Genomic DNA, 19,966 nt, shown 5'->3' with positions numbered 1-19,966 from the left:
CTTTCAGAAGTCCTACGCGCGAATAGAAGAAGGAGAAGGCATGAGTGGATACTCGTTGCTCAGTGGTGTGCGGATACTCGAGGTCGCCCAACTCGCCCCGTCCTCGCTCGGCGGACATCTAGCCGACTTGGGCGCCGAAGTCGTCAAGATCGAGTCCGGGCCACTCGGCGATCCGGTTCGAGTCGGAGGAAGTCGGGCGATCGGGGACGAGGACGGCCCGGCGTTCATGCATTTACGTTGGAATCGCGGCAAGAAGAGTGTGGCGCTTGACCTGCGTAGTCCAGCCGGAAAGCAGGCGTTCCTCGACTTGGCGGGTTCGTGCGACGCCGTGATCGAGGGCATGCGCGGGGGCTATCTGGACTGGCTGGAAATCGGTTACGAGCAACTGCGGCAGGTGAATCCGCGTATCGTCTTCTGCTCGGTATCGGGGATGGGATCGGACGGACCTTATCGGCAGATGGGAACCGGCGGGCCGGTTTTCGACGCATATGCAGGCCTACGGGAAGTGACGACGCCAACCGACCCGCCTACCGTCGGGATGGCGGGATCGACCACACCACCCATCGCGATGTACGCGCTCGGCGCGTATGGAGCGATGGGGTTGTTGGCCGCGCTGCATCGCGCACGTACGACCGGCGAAGCGGTGCAACTCGAGGTAGCCGGTATCGATATTGCAGCGGCATGGGTGCCGGACATGATCGATGCGGAACTCAACCAGGAGCGGTCGATTCCTAGGCCGTCATGGATGCAGGACGGTAGATTGCCGGACTGGCCACGACTGGAGGCGTACCGGACCAGTGACGGCGAGGCGATGCTCTTCGGTTCTCACGTGGACAAATTCTGGCGCAATTTCTGTGTTGCGGTAGGTCGAGAGGATCTGCTGTCCATCGACTTGAGCAGTGCCGATGACGGTGCGCCGGCTCGTGCAGATCTGGTGTGGCGCGCCCTGCGAGAAGTATTTCTGCAACGGACCAGAGCCGAATGGGTTGCTCTGTTCCTCGAACACGAGATTGCCGGTGGTCCGGTCAACAGCGTTGCCGACATGATCGCCGATCCCCACTTTCGTGCTCGCGCCAATACGTATCGAGTCGACTACGACGGGGTCGGTGAACTCGAGTTCGTGACCAGTCCTGTCCGGATTGCGGGCGAGAGATTCGCTCCGGATCTTCCGCCTCGGCTCGGTGTGGACACGATCGACGTCTTGTGTGAGGTCGCCGGTTACTCACCGGAGCGTGCACGATCGGTGGTCGATCCCGCTGCTGCCGCTCCCGTTGGAACCGGATTGTAGGCTGCGCGCTCCGACAACTTCATAGTCGTTCGCCGGCCTGGCCGCGCCACTCGTGCATGAAATCATATGCACGAGTGGCTTTTTCATGTCTTCGATACGATTCGATCCGTCGGCAGAATAGTTGCGAATTGCCTGGTAATTGATATCTATTGATGTTAGATTTACTGAGGGATGCGGTGAGCGCGATCACATCCGCGTCGATGTGGCCGACGCAGCAGTGCAGGGAAAACAAACAAGATGGTGCGATTCGATCCGGATCACACCTGTCGAACAGGTCGCGAGTGAGGATGCTTCCCGCCGCGACCGAGTCGATCTCGAGGAGAGCTCATGAATTTGGCGGACCTGACCCGGTACTGGGGGAAAACGCGGCCGCAGCAGCAGGCCATTGTTTTTGGTGACACGTCGCAGACGTGGGCGCAGGTGGATGCGATCACCGACGCGTTGGCGCGGGGTTTGGCAGCCCGTGGTGTGGGCAAGGGGGATCGGGTTGGGGTCATGATGCTCAATCGGCCTGAGTTGGCCCATGTCATTTTGGCGACGCTCAAGTTGGGTGCGATCAGTGTCCCGCTGAATTTCCGGTTGATCGGCAAGGAGCTTGCGCCGATGCTGGTCGATTCGGCGCCGCGGGTGGTGATCGTGGAGGACGAGTTGGCTTCTCTTCTCGAAGAGGGCTCTGCAGCAGTAGATTTCGAGATCTTTGCCGTCGGTGGTAGTGCTCATCGCCGGTACGAGTCGTTGTTGGATGTGGGTACGGCTCCGGTTGTGGACATCTCGGCTGACGATCCCGCCTTCATTTGCTACACGTCGGGGACGACGGGAGCGCAGAAGGGCGCTGTAATCACACATCGCAGTGCAATCGCACCTGGCCTGGCACAGGTTGTGGCACATGGTATTTCGGGACGTGATCGAGCGATGTGTTCGGCACCCCTGGTCTATACCGGTTCCGTGCTGTCGATCTTCATGCAGTTGGTGGTGGTACCGGGCGCAACGATGGTGCTTTTGCGCGAGTTCGATCCGGAGATCGCCCTCGATACTTTCGAACGCGAACAGGTCACGGCGACGACCACGGTGCCCGTGATCTGGGAGCGCATGACGATGCTCCCCGATTTCGGCGTTCGAAAGCTTGCAAAGTTCACCTTCGCCGGTGCCGGTGGTGCTCCGGTCAGTCTCGATCTGCTCGATTTCTACAACGATCGGGGTGTTCCACTCACTCAGGTCTACGGGCTGACGGAATCGTCCGGTATGGCGTCGTCCTTGACGTACGCCGATGCCCGCACTCGCCCGGGATTCGCAGGGCTGCCGCTGGCAGGAACCAGGATACGGATCGGTGACGGTTCGGTCGCTCCCGGCGAGGTTGGTGAAATTCTGGTGCGCGGTGAGCACGTCATGCGTGAGTACTGGAACAAGCCGGAAGCTACGACGGCCACGCTGGTCGACGGTTGGCTACACACGGGCGATCTGGGCGCGCAGGACGAGGGTGGGTTCCTCAAGGTGGTGGACCGCAGTAAGGACATGGTGATTTCCGGGGGTCTCAACGTCTACCCGGCGGAGATCGAGAAAGCCTTGCACGGTATCGACGGGTTGGTCGATCTTGCGGTGATCGGGGTGGTGGACGATCGCTGGGGCGAAGTTCCGATGGTGGTGTTTCACAGCGACCGTGCCGCTGCCGATGTCGTCGCGGACATTACCGACGTGGCCGGCCGGAACCTCTCGAAATACAAATGGCCGCGTCACGCACTTGCCTTGGATGAACCATTGCCGCGCACGTTCTCCGGCAAACTTGCTAAAGCTGTTCTCCGGGAGCGTTTTCCCATGGCTCCGACGGCGGCTGTTCCAGTAGTTCGGGCATCGGCAGTTACAGCTGCCGACTGACTTCCAGGTCCGATTGCTTGTGCCGGCTCCTCCTGCCTTGAAAACCCTGTGGCGGGAGGAGCTTTCGCATTTCCGGCAACTTCGTGAATCTGTGAGTCTGGGTCGAAAAGCGTTGCGTAACTTACCTGTTGGTGCTATGTTCTCTACGGTGCCTGTGATGGCCATCACACGATCGTGTTGTCGCCGTCGGTCGCATAACTCTTCAGCTCACCAAATTTCGAATCGGACGTGTCGCGCCGGCGGCTGTTGGGAATTGTTCGGATTGCATTGCAACCAGGTCGATAACGAGGAGAGCTCATGAATTTGGCGGACCTGACCCGGTACTGGGGGAAAACGCGGCCGCAGCAGCAGGCCATTGTTTTTGGTGACACGTCGCAGACGTGGGCGCAGGTGGATGCGATCACCGACGCGTTGGCGCGGGGTTTGGCAGCCCGTGGTGTGGGCAAGGGGGATCGGGTTGGGGTCATGATGCTCAATCGGCCTGAGTTGGCCCATGTCATTTTGGCGACGCTCAAGTTGGGTGCGATCAGTGTCCCGCTGAATTTCCGGTTGATCGGCAAGGAGCTTGCGCCGATGCTGGTCGATTCGGCGCCGCGGGTGGTGATCGTGGAGGACGAGTTGGCTTCTCTTCTCGAAGAGAGCTCTGCAGCAGTAGATTTCGAGATCTTTGCCATCGGTGGTAGTGCTCATCGCCGGTACGAGTCGTTGTTGGATGTGGGTACGGCTCCGGTTGTGGACATCTCGGCTGACGATCCCGCCTTCATTTGCTACACGTCGGGGACGACGGGTGTGCAGAAGGGCGCGACGCTGACCCATCGCAATGCACTGTCTTCCGGTCTGTCCTTGGTGATCGGTGCCGGGCTGTCGGCGCGTGATCGTGTCATGTGTTCGGCACCTCTCGTCTATACCGGTTCGGTTATCTCGATTTTTGTCCAGATGGTCTTGGTGCCTGGCTCGACCATGGTGCTTCTGCGTGAATTCGACCCGGAGATTGCACTCGATACCTTTGCGAGGGAACAGGTGACGGCTGCGCAAACGGTGCCGGTGATTTGGGAGCGTATGACTGCTCTTCCGGATTTCGGCGTTCGCAAGCTGGCCAAGTTCACCTTTGCTACCGCCGGCGGAGCGCCGGTCAGTCTCGACCTCCTCGATTTCTACAACGACCGCGGTGTACCACTTACGCAGGCCTACGGCTTGACCGAAGCCTCCGGACTGGTATCGACTCTCGAGTACGAAGACGCCAGGACGCGGCCGGGTTTTGCCGGTCTTGCATTGGTAGGCACCGAGATCCGGATCGGCGCTGCGGACGGCGGGTTTGCTGCGCCGAACGAGATCGGAGAGATCCTGGTCCGCGGTGAGCACGTCATGGCGGGGTACTGGAACAAACCTGATGCTACTGCCGGCGCCCTGGTCGGTGGCTGGCTGCGAACCGGTGATCTCGGCCTTCAAGACGACCTGGGGTTCCTCAAAGTGGTGGACCGCAGTAAGGACATGGTGATTTCCGGGGGTCTCAACGTCTACCCGGCGGAAATCGAGAAAGCCCTGCACGTGATCGACGGGTTGGTCGATCTTGCGGTGATCGGGGTTGCGGACGACCGCTGGGGTGAAGTTCCGATGGTCGTGTTCCACAGCGACCGTGCTGCGGCCGATGTCGTCGCAGATATCAGCGTTGTTGCGGGTGCGAGCCTCGCAAGTTTCAAACGGCCGCGCCACGCCGTCGCTCTGGATGAGCCGCTACCTCGCACGTTCTCCGGAAAGTTGGCAAAAGCAGTTCTGCGGACCAAGTTCCCGCAAGCGCCGGAATCTGCGCTTGCAGTGGGCGGGATGCATCGAATCTCTGAAAGGAACGCATGACATGACAACGACTAGAGACGTGGATATCTCGGATTTGATCGACAAGGCGCCGCTGTCTCTCTTGCAGAAGAGAACAATCGCGGTGTGTTTGATCCTGGCAATTCTTGATGGGCTCGATGCGCAGTTGATTGGTTTCGCAATTCCAGCCCTGTCCGAAGCCTGGGGAGTTTCGAAGGCTTCGTTCGGCTTGCTTCTTGCGTTGAGCGCCGGCGCTATGGTTGTCGGCAGCATGGTGTTCGGGCCGTTGTCCGACCGCTACGGACGGCGGAGAGTCATCCTTGTCTGTACGGTGATCTTCGCGGTCTTCACGCTGGCGTCTGCGCTGGCGACATCGATGTCGATGCTCATCGTGCTGCGCATCCTGGCCGGCCTGGGTTTGGGTGGTGTCACCCCGAATCTTGTTGCTCTGACCAGTGAATACAGCCCCACGAGAATCCGTGCGACGGCAGTAACCGTGGTTATCGCAGGTATGTCACTGGGTGGGTTTGTCGGAGGTTTTGCGGCAGCCTTTCTGATTCCCTCGTTCGGGTGGCAATCGATCTTCGTCATCGGTGGTGTACTTCCGTTGGTCGCAGCCGCGGTGGCATGGTTCTGGCTGCCGGAGTCCGGTCGATTCTTGGCTGCTCGCGGTGACCACGCAGGAGCTTCGAAGATCTTTGCGTCGATTGCGCCTACGGCAAACATCACTGCTGCGGACAGGTTCGTGCAGGATGTGTCGGTCCAGGCGAAATCACCTGTACGGGAGCTTTTCTCGGGCAACCGCGCCATCGACACCGTGCTGCTGTGGGTAGTATTCGTCATCAACTTCCTGGTGATCTATTTCCTGCTGAGTTGGATGCCCTCGCTGTTCAGTAACGCCGGTCAGAGTGCGTCGACCGCGCTACTTGCGGCCGCCCTGTTCAATCTTGGTGGTATGACCGGTGCTTTGACGTTCGGCCGGATCACAGACCGCATCGGCAATGGATTTGCCGTAGTCATGGCCGGATACACTCTTGGTGCCATCTTCATCGGGGCAGTGGCAATGTTGCTCGGCAATTCGCTTCTGCTCCTGGTGACGATTTTCGTGGTGGGTTTCGGTATGTCCGGCAGCTCAGCCGGCATCATTGCGATTGCATCATCGATCTACCCGGTCTCGTCACGAGCAACAGGTGTTGGTTGGGCCTTGGGCGTCGGGCGAATCGGATCGATCGTCGGCCCGAGTCTGGGCGCAGTGCTCATCGCCGCCGGCATGGATGCCCGCACGATCTTCATGTTGATGATCGTGCCGACGATGGTCGCGGTACTGACGCTGGCAGTGTTGCAACTACGGAGTCGTCGTGAGCGTCGGCTCGAGCAATCGTCCACCACCTCGGTGTTTACTCCGGTCGAGAGCTAGCTGAGAGTTCGTAATCATGAAGACTTCCCGGTCGCGCAAGACGTCCTATTGCCGTCTGTGTCCCGCATCGTGTGGTGTCCTGCTCGATCTCGAGGACAACCAGATCGTTCGGGTGCTCGGTGATGCCCACCATCCGATTTCTGGCGGGTATACGTGCGCGAAGGGGCGCCGAGGCGCTGATCTCGCGCGCGGTCCGGATAGGTTGACGTCTTCGCTTCGGCGCACCGATACCGGCACACACGTGCCGGTATCGGTGCCGGAAGCGGTAACCGACATCGCGGCGCGCTTGAAGGCCGTCGTCGACGAACACGGACCGGAGTCTGTTGCCATGTTCATGGGGACACAACAGAACTTTGCGGCGTTGACCCCGCCGATGGCGCGTGCCTGGTTCCGTGGGACGGGTTCGCACAAGCTGTTCTCGACCATGACGATCGATCAATCCGCCAAATGGGTTGTCCAAGAGCGGATGGGAACCTATCTCGGCGGACGTCAGCGCTTCGAGACTGCCGATGTGTGGTTGCTTGCGGGGACAAATACTCTCGTCTCCGCGAATGGCGGAGACGGCGACGGTGCGGTCGTCCAGAATCCATCCGTGACACTGCGAGAAGCACGTGAGCGCGGGTTGCGGTTGATCGTTGTGGATCCTCGTCGGACGGAGACGGCAGCGCGCGCAGATCTGCACCTCGCGCCGCGTCCTGGCACAGATGCTGTGCTGTTTGCAGGCATGTTGAATCTTGTTCTCTCCGAAGAATTGTACGACCACGATTTCTGTCGACAGTATGCTGGCGACTTGCCCGAGCTTGCCGCCGCGGTTGCTGGTGCGACCCCGCAGATGGTGGAACGGGTCTGCCGCGTTCCGGAGGATCACGTGCGCACAGCCGCGCGAATGTTTGCGTCCGCGTCTCGCGGGATGGCAACAACGGGCACGGGAGTGTGCATGGGTCCGCACTCCAACCTGGCCGAACATCTTGTGGCGGCGCTCAACGTCGTGTGCGGCCGATACCTACGTGAGGGAGAGCCTGTCGACGATCGTTCGGCTCTCGGCCGATCCGTGCCGGCCCGGGCCGAAGTCTCACCTCCGGAAAGGGGATTCGAGACCGGATTCCGCAGTCGCATCGGTGGTATCCGCGCTATGCGAGGAGAATTACCGTCGGGAATTCTTGCCGACGAGATACTCGAAGACGGGCCGGATCGAATTCGAGCGCTTGTCGTCTCGGGTGGCAATCCGGCTGCGGCACTTCCTGACCGGGCCAAGGCGGTACGAGCACTCGAATCGCTGGATCTGCTGGTCTGCATCGACCCGTTGATGTCGGATACGGCGAGGCTTGCCGACTACGTCATTGCGCCAACCATGATGTACGAGCGCGATGATCACACGATGCTCATGGAAGCATTCTTTCCGATACCGTTCGCGCAGTACACCTCTCCAGTTGTCGAGGCGCCACCAGGTGCTGTCGACGACTGGCGGTTCTTCTTCGATCTTGCCGCCGCTTCCGGGCAGCCGTTGAAATTCGCCGGTCGAGTTCTTGATCCGGACAAGCCTCCGACGTCACCCGAAGCACTCGCGATGCTGGCCGAGCGCGGTCGGGTGCCCTTCGAGCGGCTCCGTACCGCACAGCACGGCTATGTGGCGGGGCACAGCGGTTCGGTGGTAGGGCCGGCACGTGCGGAAGGTCGTGGTCACAGATTGCGGCTTTTGCCGGATGATGTTTACGCAGAACTGGTTTCGGCGCTGTCGGAGTCGATTATCTCGGCTGAAGATCCCGCCTTCACGATGCGCCTGACCGTGCGTCGTATCCGTGAGGCGATGAACTCGGTTGGTACGGCGCTGGACGGACTTGTACCCGGTGGACACAATCCCGCTCATCTGAATCCTGAAGACCTGGCTCGTCTGGGTGTGAACGACGGTGATCTTGTCATGGTGCGCTCGAAGTCGGGACAGCTGAAAGCGGTCGCACGTTCCGACCGCACCGTTCCATCCGGTGTGGTGTCGATGACCCATTGTTTCGGCGACTTGGATCCTGATGCCGACCCTCGTAGTAGTGGCAGCAATGTCAATCTTCTCACCGGCCGGTCCGAGGGCGCCCAGGCGATCAACGCGATGCCGACGATGACGGCGGTACCCGTGGCCGTGTATCCACTGCCGTCGGCACTTGCCAAGTAAAACTTCGACCATTAGGTTTATGAATCAGGTCATCCCGACTGCCGGGAGAGAGGATCACCCATGACGTCGACTGTCACCGACCATTCGAGCGGTACGCACGTAGGGGCTCGGATCTGCCCGCTGTGTGAAGCTACGTGCGGACTCCTCTTCGAACTCGACGGTCGCACAGTTGTCGGGGTGTCACCAAACGTCGACGATGTCTTCAGTGCTGGTCACAGTTGCGCGAAGGGTCTCGGTTTGGGGCGGCTGGAGAATGATCCCGACCGCTTGCGGACCCCACTGATCCGCGATGGCGCCAGGGGTGAGTTCCGGGAGGCAACGTGGGACGAAGCGTTTGCCGAGATCGGTCGACGCCTACCCGAGTACGTGAGCAACGATCCCGGTAGCTGCGCCGTGTACACCGGCAACCCCGCTGCCCATCATCTGGATCCGTCGCTCTATCTCGGGACGATGGTTGCGGCCCTGCGCACCCGAAACCTGTACTCGCCCGCGAGTGTCGACACGTTGCCGAAGAACCTCGCACACATGCTGCTCTACGGCACCGGTCTCGGCTTGTCGATTCCGGACATCGACCGCACCGACTATCTTCTGCTCCTCGGGAGCAATCCACTGGTCTCCAACGGAAGCACGATTACCGCGCCCGGTATTGCTCGCCGACTGAGTGCGCTGCGCGAGCGCGGTGGCACACTCGTTGTGGTCGATCCGGCGCGTACTCGAACCGCAGAGGTCAGTGATCTGCACGTGGCGATCAGGCCCGGCACCGATGCGCTGTTCCTGCTCGGCCTGCTCTCGGTCATTGCCGCAGAGGGACTCGCGAGTCTCGGTGATGCTGCTCCGCACGTGGACGGTCTCGATGACGCGCTATCGATCGCGGCGCAATTTCCCCCCGCTGTGGTGGCGCCGGTGTGCGGTATCGATCCGGCTGTCATCTTCACTGTTGCACGTGGTTTTGCCGGCGCACCGCGGGCAGTGGCAAACTCTCGGATCGGTTCCTGTATGCAGGAATTCGGGACGCTGGCCAATTGGCTCGTCGAGGTGCTCACGATCGCGACCGGCAATCTCGACCGTCCGGGTGGTGCAATGTTCCCGATGCCGCCTGCCGGTGGGCAGAACACCTGGCCGGTGACCAAGACTCCACCGTTTACCTTCGCTCGCTGGCATTCTCGCGTGCGGTCTCTACCCGAGGCAATGGGGGAACTGCCGGCAGTGTGTTTTGCCGAGGAGATTCTGACTCCCGGTCCTGGCCGCACCCGAGCGCTGGTCACCATCGCCGGCAACCCCGCGCGCTCGCTACCCAACAGCACCGCGATCGAAAAGGCCCTGGGGCAACTCGAATTCATGGTCAGTATCGACTGCTACGTCAACGAGACAACTCGATATGCCGATATCATCCTGCCCCCACCTCCGCTTGCTACGCGCGGCCACTACGACATCGCCCTCACACACTTTCAAGTCCGCAACGTTGCGCGCTACACGCCGCCATTGCTCGATACCTCGACTGACGAGATGTCGGAATGGCACATCCTCCTACGCCTTGCTGCGATCGCGAGTGGCACCCCGAACCGTGCTGTCGGCGAGATCGACGAGGAGGTAGCGGCCGTGGCGATGCGCCGCGCAGCAAAGCTTGCCGGTTGCGGCGTCGAGGACGTCGAACGCGAGAGTGCCGGGCGCACAGGACCCGCCAGACTGCTGGACCTTCGGCTGCGCAGTGGGCCGTTCGGTGACCGGTTCGGGAGCAATCCCGGAGGACTTACGTTGGCAATGCTCGAGTCGACTCCGAACGGCATCGACTTCGGGCCGCTGCAGCCCCGATTGCCTGAGGTGCTGCGAACGCCGAACGGGCGCGTAAATGTGGTACCGAAGATGATCGTCGACGATATTCCGCGCTTGAGGGCAAGTATGGAACGCTCGACCGACGGGCTGTTGCTGATCAACCGAAGGCAGCGGCGGGGAATGAACTCGTGGCTGCACAATGCATTGGCGCAACCGGACGACGGACAATGCGCACTCTTCGTGAATCCGGATGATGCAGCAGTTTTGTCCGTACACACCGGGGATCGAGTCGACGTGACCTCGGCGGTGTCGAGCGTTGTCGCCGAAGTTCGGGTGACCGCCGAGATGCGACCTGGTGTGGTGAGTCTGCCGCACGGCTGGGGTCACGACGGTAGTGGATTGCGTACGTCTGCTTCGGCGGCCGCGCCAGGCGCCAACGTCAATGCTCTCGTAGACGACGTGATTGTCGAACCACTCACTGCTTCCCCCATCTTCAACGGCGTGCCTGTCACTGTGACGCGCACGCGTTAGGAATTGCCGACATGGCCTATGTTGTCACTCAGAACTGTTGCAACGATGCGACCTGCGTTGCGGTGTGCCCCGTCAATTGCATCCATCCGACGCCGGAGGAACGCGAGTACCAGAGCACCGAGATGCTGTACATCGATGCGGGCTCCTGTATCGACTGCGGTGCGTGCGCCGATGTGTGCCCCGTCGACGCGATAGTCCCGGAGGACGCGTTGACCGAGCGCACGGCACGCTACCTCGAGATCAATGCCGAGTACTTTGCCGCGCATCCGCGAAACGAACCGCCGGGTGCGCACGTGCAACCTGGCCCACGAGTGACGCGTGATGATGAAACCCCGCTTGCGCCACTGCGTGTGGCGATAGTCGGCTCCGGACCCTCCGCCTTTTATGCGGCCGAAGAATTGTTCACCACGTCCGGACTCGACGTGGAGGTGACGATGTTCGAGAGACTGCCGGTTGCCGGTGGGCTGGTCCGATTCGGAGTCGCACCGGACCATGCGAACACCAAGTCAGTAGCGAGGGTGTTCGACCGGACTGCACGACGCGACGGTTTTACATTCCTTCTCGACGTTGAGGTAGGTCGGGATGTGACGACCGAGGAACTGCTCAACCACCATCACGCGGTCCTGTATGCGTCAGGTGCATCCGACGACCGCCGACTCGGGATTGAGGGAGAGGACCTCCCGGGAAGCTACGCAGCGCGTGAATTCGTGGCCTGGTACAACGGGCACCCGGATCACGCGGATGCGACGTTCGATCTGTCGTCTCCGCGTGCAGTGGTGATCGGTAACGGTAACGTCGCTCTCGACGTGGCCCGAATTCTTGTCTCCGATCCGGACGTACTGCGACGCACCGACATCGCCGACCACGCATTGGCGGCGTTCGAGGGTAGTGACATCGAGGAGGTTGTGGTTCTCGGACGCCGTGGTCCGGAGTTCACGGCCGCCACGACGCCGGAGTTGCTCGCGCTCGATTCCTTGCCGGGTATCGACGTTGTGGTGGAAGGGCACGTGAACGTCGACGCGTCGTCTACGACCAAAACTCGCCTTCTTGCCGAATATGCTGCCCGACAAACTGATCCGGAGAAAAAGCGCATCATCCTTCGGTTCGACACGACACCCCTCGAGTTGCTTGGATCGCGTCGAGTGGAGAAGGTACGGGTTGCGGCAACAAGTACGGGGGAGGTTTCGGAGTTCGACGCCGGCTTCGTGCTGCGCTCGATCGGATATCGGGGGCGCCCGGTTGACGGGCTGCCGTATGACATGAGGTCCGGGACAGTGCCGAACTCGGCAGGGCGAGTGCAGGATCCAGACGCCGGTACTGTAAGCCGCGGCCTGTATGTTGCGGGGTGGATCAAGCGGGGGCCAACCGGTGTGATCGGCACCAATCGATACTGCGCCGGTGAAACGGTGAGGTCGATCGTCGAAGACCACCGCGCTGGGCGACTGGGAACGCCGATGGCTGATGTGCGCGCTCTGCATGCGTTGATCCTGCAGCGACGCCCGAGCCTGATCGATGGCAACGGTTGGCGGGCGATCGACCGTCATGAGCTCGAGAGTGGGCGCCGCCAGGAACGTCCCAGGGTGAAGTTGGTAGATCGGCGGGAGGCTGCGGCCATTGCACACGCCGTCATGGAAAGTTCACCGTCCCAGGGCTTGCTCAATTAACCGATGACCTTTAGATTAAGTTTACTGTGATGTGAACCACTGATGATTCTGTTTGTCGTGCGCACATCATCTTTCGGACCTATCGGTCGCATTCGTGCGGCCCAGTGAGAACGCGGGAGGCCCTTCATGAGCGGCACTGTTATCGATGCACTGACCTATTGGTCACGCACCAAACCCGATCTACCCGCGATCAACTTCGACGGCGATGTCATCACGTATGCGGAACTGGCTCGATGGGCTGACGGGGTCGCGCACGATCTGGCGGCCCGCGGAGTGAAGCCTGGCGACCGCGTCGGCTTGGTGGGTGCCAATACGCTCGAATGGTGTGCCGCCGCCCTCGGCGCGCTGAAAGTCGGCGCGATAGTGGCACCGTTCAATCAGCGCATGCTTGCCGGTGAGTTGACGGCCCTTGTCGAAGACTGCGAACCGGCCGTCGTGTACTGCGATGAAGACCTGCGGTCAAGGCTCGAAGAGGTCCGAACTGCTCGCGAAGGATTCTCGCTGGCAGTGTTCGAGCAGGATGTGCGGCCGTTGCGTACCGCCGCGCACGCTGGGTACCGCACGCCTGTTGTCGATCTGAAAGATCCGACCGCCATCGTGTTCACCTCCGGTACAACGGGCCGCCCGAAGGGCGTGATCTTCACGCACGCATCGATTTCCGGTGAAATGCACGAGTGGTCGTTGATGGAACCGATTCTGCCGAACGGCCTGCGTCCGCTCTTGGTGCTACCGCTGTTCAGTGCTGCCGGAATCATCTGGGGCATCTCTCGGGTGACGCTGCAGGGCGGAACACTTTTCCTGCAGCCCAAATTCGATCCGGAGAAAGCACTTCGGGTGTTGTCCGAGGACAAGGCAACCACGCTCACGGGGCCGCCGATCCTCTTCGATCAGATCTCCAAGGTCCCGGGGTTCACGGACGCGGACCTGAGTCACCTGACCACGGCCCACGTCGGCGGCGCTAGAGTTCCGGTCGATCTGTTGCATGCCTGGCAGGCACAGGGGGTGCAGCTTCGGCAGATTTACGGGCAGACGGAGATCGGTGGATCCGCAACAGCCATGCCGCGTGAGGAAGCCGCGCAATACCCCGACAAGTGTGGTTGGGGTGGAATCTTCACCAAGATCCGTGTCGTCGATGCAGAGGGCAACGACTGTGTACCGCACGAGACGGGCCAGATTCTGCTTCGCGGACCCGGCATGATGCCGGGCTACTGGCGCAACGAAGATGCCACCAAGGCAACCATTATCGATGGTTGGCTGCAGACCGGCGATCTCGGCAAACTCGACGAGAACGGCTACCTCACCTACGTCGATCGACTCAAGGACATGATCATCTCCGGCGGTTTGAACATCTCGCCCGCCGAAATCGAGACGGTTGTCAACCGAATTCCGGGTGTCGAGGAGGTTGCTGTCATCAGTGTGCCCGACGCGAAGTTCGGCGAGACGCCCGCCGCGATTGTCAAAACTGCAGTACCCCTGACAGAGTCGGACATCATTGACTTCTGCAATCAGAACCTGGCGGACTACAAGGTTCCGCGCTACGTGGTTTTCGTGGATGAACCGCTTCCCCGGATGGCCAGCGGGAAGATCGCCAAACGAGATCTGCGCGATTCCTATGCGGACGTCCCCGACACCTACGCGAAGGTTCGGTGACAATCATGTCGAGTGAACGTCGAGTCGCCGTTGTCACCGGTGGTGGCCGGGGCATCGGTGCCGCTATCTGTGAACGACTTGCATCCGAGGGAATGGCTGTTGCAGTTAACTATTCGCGCAGTGCGCAGGACGCGGACGGCGTGGTTGCGAAAATCGTCGCAGCAGGTGGTGTGGCAGCATCGATTCGCGCCGACATCTCTGATCCGGAGCAAGCCGCACAACTGATTTCGCAGACGACCGCGCAGTTGGGAGCGCCTACGGTGCTCGTGAACAACGCGGGCATGAATCTGGCCGGCTCGGCCCGCAAGCAGAGTCCGGCCGACTGGGATCGTGTGATCGGCGTCAACCTCTCCGGCCCTTTCTACTGCACCCATGCCGCGCTACCGGCTATGTACGAACAGAATTGGGGGAGGGTCATCTTCCTGGGGTCGGCGTCGGGTGGGCGTCGTCCGTCACCGGGGATGAGTGCCTATTCGGCGGCGAAGGCCGGCCTCGTCGGAATGACTCGTACCTTGGCTCAGGAGGTTGCCCGGCGCGGCATCACGGTGAACACAGTGATTCCAGGGTTCGTCGAAACCGACATCATTGCCTCCGGTGGAGATAATGCTGTGGAAACGCTTGCCTCGCAATGGCCTAAGATTCCTGCCGAGTCCATTGCGTCGACTATTGCCTTCCTTGTCAGTGCGGACGGACGCCATGTTTCCGGTGAGGAGATCGGGGTGTGGAAGGGCGGGCCCGTCGGGTTCTGACCGTAGATTCGAGAAGGGCACCGTTGCGCGCTTGCGTGACGGTGCCCTTTGTTTTGCAAAAGAAGTAGGTTGGCCGAGACATATTGTGTAGAAATATCTTTCGAGTGTTAAGTGATTGCGAGAATCCGGACACGTCCGGGTCCTGATGTGACATATGCCACCTAATGCGTGTAGGTTACGGGGTGCCGCTGGATGCACCCGAGATGCCGTCGTACGCATTGGGCCCAGTACGGCACCCCTGCGTTCAGTTCACTGACTTCCGAACTCGAAAGTGAGCCTTCGATGGCCAAATCCACACGGACACTTGCATCTCTATCGATCCTTGCCGTTGCCGCGCTGCTGGCAACCGCCTGCGGTAGCTCCAGTAGCGCCGACGACGGACCCGGTTCGAACCCGGCCAGCGGTGATCCGATCAAGGTCGGCTACATCAACCAGGAGCAGGCGCCGTCGGGTTCATTCCCTGATCTTCGGATTGCAGCTGAGGCTGCGGTCGAATACGTCAATCGCGACGGTGGGGGTGTCAACGGCCGACCGATCGAACTCCACACCTGTATCACCAACGGATCGCCCGAAGCATCCCAGGGCTGTGCAAACGAGTTGGTCCGTGCCGGAGTGGTCGTAGCGATGGCCGGACTCGACTTCTCCGGGCCGGCTGCGTACGAGGTACTCAATGCCGCCGGAATTCCCTACGTCGCTTCCAACCCGATTCAGGGCACCGATTACAACGGGGAGAACGTCTTTGCCTTTGTCGGTTCTTCGGCGGGGCAGTACGCGGCACAGGCCGCTTTCCTGGCGCGGGACGGCGTGAAGTCGGTATCTGTTGTCGTGAACGACACGCCGTCGGGACAACAGGGTGCAAATCTGTTCAAGGCCGCGCTGACGAAGAACGGAATCACCGACGTCACAGTAGTTCCGGAGTCGCCGACGGCCACCGATTTCACCAGTGTGGTCACCGCTGCAACGCGTAACAATCCTGATGCTCTTTCAGTGCTGTTCGTCGCTCCGACGTGTGGACAGATCATGCAGGCGGCTCGGTCGCTCAGTTACGAGGGCAAGCTGGCGTTCAGTTCGGGATGCCTTGACCCCAATGTTCTTGCCAGCGCCGGTAATGCTGCCGAAGGAGCCTACTTCGCGCAGGAATTGTTGACCCCGGCGGTGCATGGTGATGACCCGCAGGTACAGCTCTACCTCGATGCGTTGGATCGTTACGCGGGGATCAGTTCCGATCAGGCCGGTGGTCGTTCTCCGGTCGGCTTCAGCTCGGTCATGACCTTGGCCGCGTTCCTGGCAAAAGCCGGTGATAACCCGACAACCGCGACGGTCAGTTCGGCACTGCGGTCCGCGGACGGAGTTGAAGGCTTCATGGACTCCCCGGTCGTGTGCGACGGTACGGCGCTGGCAGGCTTCTCCACGATCTGCAACGCGACGGTGCGCATGGTGACCGTTGACAATGGCAAGCAGGTTGAAGCCTCCGACGGTTGGATCGTCCCCTAATCCGGAAACAACCTGTGCGGCGGGGTATCTCGATCTGATCCGCGCCGCGCGTTGTCTCCTTCGAATGTCCCTTTGCCACAAAGGAGGTGTGCTGTGGAATTGTTCTCCTTCGGTTTGCTCGGTCTCGGTACCGGCGCTATCTATGCGATCTTCGCTCTCGGTCTCATCTTGACGTACCGCGCGTCCGGAATCATCAATTTCGGATACGGCGCAATGATCTTGTTCGGTGTCTATCAGTTCGCCGACCTTCGCACCACGGGAGTGTTGGTGCTACCGATCGGTTCGATCGATTTTGGCAGCAGGCCTTCAGTTCTGGTGGCTTTTGCCGTCGTTCTTCTCCATTCGGCGCTGCTGACGCTGGTGATCTACGCCCTGTGCTTCCGTCCGGTTCATGCGGCGCCTCCGCTGGCCCGCGTCGTCGTCTCGGTTGGTGTGATGCTCGCGGTCCAGGCGTTGGTACTGGTGCGGTTCGGGTCGGTTCCTCGGTCCGTTGCTCCGATCCTGCCCAATGACGCCGTGACGGTCCTTGGTGCAAAGATGCCGGCAGATCGGCTCTATCTCGCGGGGATCGTGATTGTTCTCGCGGTGATACTCGGTTTTGTCATCAGCAGAACACGTTTCGGTATGGCATCGAGAGGTGCGGCGGAGAATGAGAAGGCTGCTGTGCTGCTCGGCTACCGCCCGCAGCGTTTGGCTGCGATCAACTGGTTGATCGCCGGCGTCGGCGGTACCGCGATGGGAATCCTCATTGCCCCGACAACCTCACTCGAGGCTGGTACCTACACGATGCTGATCGTTCCGGCTCTCGGCGCGGCGCTTATCGGGCGTCTGTCCTCCGTGCCGTGGGCGGTCGCAGGTGGTTTCATTCTCGGTGCCACTCAGTCGATGTTGCTCTACATCACCCAGACCGTGCCGTGGTTGCCGCAGAACGGCCTCAAACAAGGCCTGCCCTTCCTCGTGATCATCATCGCTTTGATCGTGATGGGCAACAAACTGCCCGGTCGCGGCGCCGCTGAGGAGAAGCTTCCTCCCGCACCGGCCGGGCCGATGAGGCCGTGGCTCATTGCAGTGGGGATCGCTGTGCTCGCGGTGGCCATACCGCTCCTGAGTTCTCAATGGAGGCTTGGACTCATCACGACGATGACGGCCTCGATTCTGTGTCTGTCGCTCGTAGTGCTCACCGGATACGTCGGGCAGATATCACTGGCCCAGATGTCGCTGGCAGGAGTCGCCGGATTCACCCTCGCGAAGATCGGGGGCAACAGTTGGATGCCGTTCCCCGTCGCGATGATTCTGTCGGCCGGTGTTGCGACGATTCTTGGTGTGATCGTGTCCATTCCGGCGTTGCGGGTTCGCGGCTTGCACCTCGCAGTCGTGACAATTGCCGCGGCGGTTGCCATCGAGGAGTTGATCTTCAAGAATCCGAAATTCACCGGCGGCCTCACTGGGTCTCCGGTGGCGCAGCCTTCCTTGTTCGGCATTGAATTGGGTATCCGCGGGGGTGGGGAGTTCCCGCAACCGGTGTTCGGGTATCTCGTTCTGGCTGTTGCATCGGTTGTTGCGATCGGGGTCGCGTTGCTGCGTCGTAGTTCGCTCGGCCGTCAGATGCTCGCTGTCCGCAGCAGTGAACGCGCCGCTGCCGCTTCGGGTATCGATGCTGCGCGCATCAAGTTGATCGGCGCGACGATTGCGTCGTTCCTCGCGGGAATCGGTGGATCTCTGATGGCGTACCAGCAGGGACAGTTGTCATTCGAGACTTTCAGTGTGATGACGTCATTGCTGCTCGTGGCGGTTGTCTACATCGGTGGAATCTCCAGCGTGTCCGGTGGACTTGTTGCGGCACTGATGTTCTCCGGTGGATTGGTGTCGATAGCACTCGACGAGTGGTTGGGTCTCGGTGATTACGAATCGCTGATCCTTGCCATTGCTCTCGTAGCGGGCGCAGTGATGAATCCCGAGGGTGTGGCAGGCATGGTGCATCGACTCAAACTGCATCGAACCAGCGGTACCAAGACGGGCGCCGAGCATGATTCGGAACTCGAGGGCATATCCGACCAGGCTCCCGTGCTCGCCGGAATGAAGGAGGCGTGATGTTGCTCGAGACGGAAGAACTGTCGGTAGCCTTCGGCGGTGTCAAAGCCCTCGACGGTGCACATCTGTCGGTGGCGGCCGGTGAGGTTGTCGGTTTGATCGGGCCGAACGGTGCTGGCAAGACGACGTTCATCGACGCTGTGACCGGATTTGTTCCGTCCACAGGACGAGTCATGTTCGACGGCAACGATATTGCACATCTTGCTCCGCACCGACGGGCCAGGACCGGAGTGGTGCGAACCTTCCAGCAACTCGAGCTCTACCAGGATCTGTCGGTGGCCGACAACATCAGAGTGGCGGCAAAATCCACAGCGCCAGACCCGAGTGTTGCTCTGCTGGAACGATTCGGGCTCGAAGGTCTTGCCCAGGCGTATCCCGAGGATCTCTCGCACGGCCATCAGCGACTCGTGGGAATCGCGCGAGCGCTGGCTTCGGAGCCACATCTGCTTCTTCTCGACGAACCGGCGGCTGGACTCGATTCGTCCGAGTCGATCGGCTTGGTGGAGCCGATCCGAGCGCTCGCGGACGAAGGCATCGGGATTCTGCTCATCGACCACGACGTCGATCTGGTCTTTGCGGTCTGCGATCGCGTGTACGTCCTCGATTTCGGGAAGGTCATCGGTTCCGGAACGCCTGCCGAGGTGGGGTCCTCCGAAGTTGTCCGCACTGCATACCTGGGAGCAAGCGCATGAGCACTGTGTTGTCGGTCGACAATCTGTCCGCAGGCTACGGGCGGGCCCTCGCGGTGCGAGACGTTTCCTTCGAGGTCGAGGAAGGCGAAGTGGTTGCGCTACTGGGACGCAACGGTGCGGGAAAAACGTCCACGTTGCTCACACTCTCCGGGATTCTCAAAGCGCGTGGTGGAACGGTGAGCGTCGGCGGGCGAGTTGTTGCGCCGGGGCGTCCGTATGCGGCGACCAAGGCCGGAATCGCTCATGTGCCTGAGGAACGAGCGTTGTTCTCGGGGTTGACTGTTCGTGAGAATTTGATCATCGCCGGTTCGCGCGGAAAGTCGGAACTGGCGCAGGTCTACGAGCTCTTTCCGGAACTGGAGCGATTGATCGACCGACGGGCCGGTCTTCTCTCGGGCGGCGAACAGCAGATGTTGGCGCTGGCCCGCGCACTGCGCCAACGCCCGAAGGTACTCATGGTCGACGAGATGAGCCTGGGTCTTGCACCGCTGATCTGTGCTCGACTGGTGAGCATCCTTCGGGGACTTGCCGACACAACCGGCATCGCAGTCGTGTTGGTCGAGCAGCACCTGGAGCTTGCGCTCGAAGCGGCAGATCGTGGCTATGTGCTGCGGCACGGGTCCGTCGTGATGTCCGGAACTCGGGACGATTTGCTGTTGCGGCGAGCCGAGCTCGAATCGTCGTATCTGGGCGGAGCGGCCGAGCAACGCTCTGCCTGAGCATCCGCCACACTGAACGCCCGCCGCCTCCGGTTTCGCTGCGTGAACAC

The 19,966-nt window shown here is 60.9% G+C and carries 13 protein-coding genes; all 13 read left to right on the top strand.

What is annotated here, in order from left to right:
• Window positions 1-40 precede the first annotated feature (40 nt).
• Window positions 41-1,288, top strand: a complete 1,248-nt coding sequence (locus R4P64_RS11570; protein ID WP_317820846.1) for a CoA transferase — start codon at window positions 41-43, stop codon at window positions 1,286-1,288.
• Window positions 1,289-1,615: 327 nt separating this feature from the next.
• The gene (locus R4P64_RS11565; protein WP_172935887.1) at window positions 1,616-3,160 is read left to right on the top strand and encodes a class I adenylate-forming enzyme family protein; all 1,545 of its coding nucleotides are present in this window, start codon (window positions 1,616-1,618) and stop codon (window positions 3,158-3,160) included.
• A 297-nt stretch (window positions 3,161-3,457) separates the two neighbouring features.
• The gene (locus R4P64_RS11560) at window positions 3,458-5,014 is read left to right on the top strand and encodes a class I adenylate-forming enzyme family protein (RefSeq protein WP_317820845.1); all 1,557 of its coding nucleotides are present in this window, start codon (window positions 3,458-3,460) and stop codon (window positions 5,012-5,014) included.
• Window position 5,015: 1 nt separating this feature from the next.
• Window positions 5,016-6,389: an MFS transporter gene (locus tag R4P64_RS11555; RefSeq protein ID WP_317820843.1), complete on the top strand. Its 1,374-nt coding sequence runs from the start codon at window positions 5,016-5,018 to the stop codon at window positions 6,387-6,389.
• 16 nt (window positions 6,390-6,405) lie between these two features.
• Complete coding sequence (locus tag R4P64_RS11550) at window positions 6,406-8,553, top strand: molybdopterin-dependent oxidoreductase (protein WP_317820841.1); 2,148 nt, start codon at window positions 6,406-6,408, stop codon at window positions 8,551-8,553.
• 60 nt (window positions 8,554-8,613) lie between these two features.
• Window positions 8,614-10,857, top strand: coding sequence for a molybdopterin-dependent oxidoreductase (locus R4P64_RS11545; RefSeq protein WP_317820839.1), 2,244 nt, complete (start codon window positions 8,614-8,616; stop codon window positions 10,855-10,857).
• 11 nt (window positions 10,858-10,868) lie between these two features.
• Window positions 10,869-12,521, top strand: a complete 1,653-nt coding sequence (locus tag R4P64_RS11540) for an FAD-dependent oxidoreductase (protein WP_317820838.1) — start codon at window positions 10,869-10,871, stop codon at window positions 12,519-12,521.
• Window positions 12,522-12,647: 126 nt separating this feature from the next.
• A complete protein-coding gene (locus tag R4P64_RS11535; RefSeq protein ID WP_172935881.1) occupies window positions 12,648-14,171 on the top strand; it encodes a class I adenylate-forming enzyme family protein in 1,524 nt (507 codons plus the stop codon).
• Window positions 14,172-14,176: 5 nt separating this feature from the next.
• The gene (locus R4P64_RS11530; RefSeq protein ID WP_172935880.1) at window positions 14,177-14,920 is read left to right on the top strand and encodes an SDR family oxidoreductase; all 744 of its coding nucleotides are present in this window, start codon (window positions 14,177-14,179) and stop codon (window positions 14,918-14,920) included.
• A gap of 282 nt (window positions 14,921-15,202) precedes the next feature.
• Window positions 15,203-16,414 (top strand): ABC transporter substrate-binding protein, encoded by a 1,212-nt coding sequence (locus R4P64_RS11525; protein WP_317820834.1) that lies wholly within the window; start codon window positions 15,203-15,205, stop codon window positions 16,412-16,414.
• Window positions 16,415-16,507: 93 nt separating this feature from the next.
• The gene (locus R4P64_RS11520; protein ID WP_317820832.1) at window positions 16,508-18,505 is read left to right on the top strand and encodes an ABC transporter permease; all 1,998 of its coding nucleotides are present in this window, start codon (window positions 16,508-16,510) and stop codon (window positions 18,503-18,505) included.
• On the top strand, window positions 18,505-19,197 hold the full coding sequence (locus R4P64_RS11515) for an ABC transporter ATP-binding protein (RefSeq protein WP_172935877.1): 693 nt from the start codon (window positions 18,505-18,507) through the stop codon (window positions 19,195-19,197). The genes R4P64_RS11520 and R4P64_RS11515 overlap by 1 nt, the downstream gene beginning before the upstream one ends.
• Window positions 19,194-19,916, top strand: coding sequence for an ABC transporter ATP-binding protein (locus R4P64_RS11510; RefSeq protein WP_317820831.1), 723 nt, complete (start codon window positions 19,194-19,196; stop codon window positions 19,914-19,916). Before R4P64_RS11515 ends, R4P64_RS11510 begins: the two co-directional genes overlap by 4 nt.
• Window positions 19,917-19,966 lie beyond the last annotated feature (50 nt).

The sequence above is a fragment of the Rhodococcus sp. IEGM 1366 genome (genome assembly GCF_033142425.1).
Classification (GTDB): Bacteria; Actinomycetota; Actinomycetes; order Mycobacteriales; family Mycobacteriaceae; genus Rhodococcus_F; species Rhodococcus_F globerula.
Note: the sequence above shows the minus strand (reverse complement) of the source record. Positions and strands in the feature narration are given on the sequence as shown.